Genomic DNA, 2880 nt, shown 5'->3' on the forward strand with positions numbered 1-2880 from the left:
CTCGGCCTCGCTGGCCGCGCGCGCCGCCGGCGGCGCGTCGGGGCCGGCCGGCGTCGCCGCCGAATAGACGTAACTCACCCACGGCTGGTTCGTTGCGCCGGCCTCGCGCGCGGCCGGCGCATAGCGGCCGTAAGCCGAGGCGTAAGTCGCCGCGACCGCGCGCCACAGATCGAAGTTGACCGACAGCGCGCCGGCGCGCAGCGCGTCGTCGCTCCAGCCGTCGCCGCGCATGCGCTCATAGGCGGCCTGCGCGCGCGCGGCGGTGTCGCCGCTGCGCGCGGCTTCGCCGAGCAGGCCGTGCTCGGCGGCGAAATCGCAGAACGATTGCGCGCTGTCGCCGGTCAGCGGCGCCACCGGCATCGCGCCGAGCGGCTTGTGCAGCAGCGCGCACGGCATCAGCAGCGCGGCCTGGGTGGTGTAGTCGTACAACGGCCGCGCGCCGCGCACATAGACGTTGGGTTCGCCGGCGACCACCGCGTCCAGCCAGGGCTCTTCGCCCAGCTCGGCCGCGCGCAGCACCGCGCCGCCGCCGTTGGAGATGCCGACCGCGATCACCCGGGTGTTGGCCCAGGTGAACGGCGCCTGCTCGGGAAACGCGCGGTCCAGCGCGCGCAAGGCGAAGCGCGCGGCCTGCTGCACGTGCCGGCCCCAATCGGCTTCGGGGTTGTCTTGCGAATGCGCGTGCTTGAACGCGACGCCGCCGGCCTTGCGCGCCTGCGCGTCGGGCAGGAACGCCAGTTCGCCCTCGCCGGGCTTGCCGACGGTGCCGTCGGCGCGCACGCCCACGCCGGCGTCGAGATCGAAGTAATCGGTGCCCGCGCCCTTGTCGGTGTAGGCGACCGCGCAGCCCTTGGGCAGGCCCCAGGCGCCGGCCACCGCGATCGAACCGTAGATGCCGCGCGAGCCCGACGAGGCGCTGACGACGACGCAGCGCTTGTCGCGGTCGAACCCGTCGGGCACCTGCACCAGCACGCGGTGCGGCTGATGCGCGCCGGGCACGCGCGCGAACGCGCTGTACTCGCGTCCGGGCACCGCGGCCAGGCTGCCGTAGAGCTCGCCGTAGCCGCCGCCCGGGGCGAGGTCGGCGATGCCGCGCCAGTTCGACCACAGCGCGCGCCGGCGCAGTTCGGCGGCGGTGGGATGGGCGGCGTCGGCGAACGCCGGCGGCACCATCGCGCGCAGGCCGTCCAGGCCGAGGCCGGCGGTCAGCAGGTCGTCGCGCTCGCGGTGGTCGGTCTGGCGTTCCTGCGTGTACATCGCGGCGGAGTCCTGTGCGGCCGGCCTGGCGGCGGTGCGCGCCGGCGCGGCGCTGGCGGGGCCGGCCGCGAGGGCCAGCAGCAAGGAGGCGGCCGAAGCCGCGGCGGGTAAGGAATAGGCGCTCATCGTTGCAGGTTAGCGTTACGCCGGCGCGCGCTCATCGTACTTTGGTACATCCGTGCCTTATGAACTGCCCCCTATGAATCGGCGTCCCATGAATCGGCGTCCGATGAACCCGCGCCCGATATCCTGTGCGCCGCCAGCGCGCGGCGCCGCGCCCGCGGCCTGCTAGGCTTGAACCGATGCCGACCCTGCTGATCGCCGACGACCACCCGCTGTTCCGCGCCGCATTGCGCCAGGCCGCCGCCGACGCGGTGCCCGAGACCGTGGTGCGCGAAGCCGGCACCCTCGACGACGCGCTGGCCGCGCTGGAAGCCGAGCCCGGCATCGACCTGGTCCTGCTCGACCTGCACATGCCCGGCAATCACGGCCTGGCCGGGCTGGCCGCGATCCGCGCGCAGTTTCCCGGCACCGCGGTGGCGGTGGTGTCAGCCAACGACGATCCGCGCGTGGTCCGGCGCGCGCTCGACCACGGCGCCGCCGGCTACCTGCCCAAGAGCTCGGGCCTGGACGAGCTGCGCGACGCGATCCGCGCGGTGCTGGCCTGCGAGCAATGGCTGCCGGCCTCGCTGCGCGCGGCGGTCGCGCGCACCCACAGCGAGCGCGGCGACGCCGACCTCGCCTCGCGCCTGGCCAGCCTGTCGCCGCAGCAGTTCCGGGTGCTGAGCCTGGTCGCGCAGGGCCTGCTCAACAAGCAGATCGCCGACCGCCTCGACGTCCAGGAGCGCACGGTCAAGGCGCACCTGTCGGCGATCTTCGACCGCCTGGGCGTGCGCAACCGCACCCAGGCCGGGGTGGTGCTGCGGGAGTTGGAACTGGCGGATCCGGCGCGGCGGATCGAGTAGCCGACAGCGGCGAGCGGCACGAGCGGTTCCGTCGCGGCCGCCCTGCCGATTCCGACACCTCGATTCGGCGCGCCTAACCGCTCACCCACGCTCACGTCAAGCTCTCCGGGGCTCACCGCGACCGACGGTGTTGTCCACACAGCCTGTGGACAAACCTGCGGACAGCGGGGGTTGGAAGGCCCTGGAGCCTTTGTTACATAAGCGTTGCAACAGATTTGGCGAAAAAATCGCCAACCGATTTTCGACCGTCGTCGCGAAACCCTGTCGGCGCCCTCGAACCGCCCCGCCCTGGCCGCCGGTCGGCCCGCAACCCGTTCAGCGCGCCGCCGCGGCGGCGGCCAGCAGACGGTCGAGCACCGACTTCAGCGCCAGCGGCTTGACCGGCTTGGCCAGCAGCGAGCGCCCGGCCGCGTGCACCGCCGCGCGCACCTGCGCGCCGCCGTCGGCGCTGAGCAGCAGGCACGGGACCGCGCCGAACTCGGGCTCCAGGCGCTGCGCCAGGGCCACGCCGGTGTCGTCGCGGTCGAGGTGGTAGTCGAACAGCCACAACTGCGCCGGCGCCGCGCGCAGCGCCGCGCGCGCGCCGGCTTCGTCGGCGGCGCGGGCGACCTCGCAGCCCCAGCGCTGCAGCACTTCGCTCAGTGCCGCCAGCGCCTGC

General features: G+C 74.1%; 3 protein-coding genes. 1 reads left to right on the plus strand and 2 read right to left on the minus strand.

What is annotated here, in order from left to right; genetic code table 11:
• On the minus strand, window positions 1-1383 hold a 1383-nt coding region (locus A7A76_RS21215), incomplete at its 3' end, for a 3-hydroxybutyrate oligomer hydrolase family protein (RefSeq protein ID WP_206413170.1).
• A gap of 176 nt (window positions 1384-1559) precedes the next feature.
• On the opposite strand from A7A76_RS21215, the gene A7A76_RS21220 reads away from it, so the two are divergent.
• Window positions 1560-2222, plus strand: coding sequence for a response regulator transcription factor (locus A7A76_RS21220; protein WP_074869544.1), 663 nt, complete (start codon window positions 1560-1562; stop codon window positions 2220-2222).
• 315 nt (window positions 2223-2537) lie between these two features.
• Here A7A76_RS21220 and A7A76_RS21225 read toward each other — a convergent pair.
• A partial coding sequence (locus A7A76_RS21225; protein ID WP_206413171.1) for a response regulator occupies window positions 2538-2880 on the minus strand: 343 nt, incomplete at its 5' end.

Source organism: Lysobacter enzymogenes, assembly GCF_017168095.1.
GTDB lineage: Bacteria > Pseudomonadota > Gammaproteobacteria > Xanthomonadales > Xanthomonadaceae > Lysobacter > Lysobacter enzymogenes_D.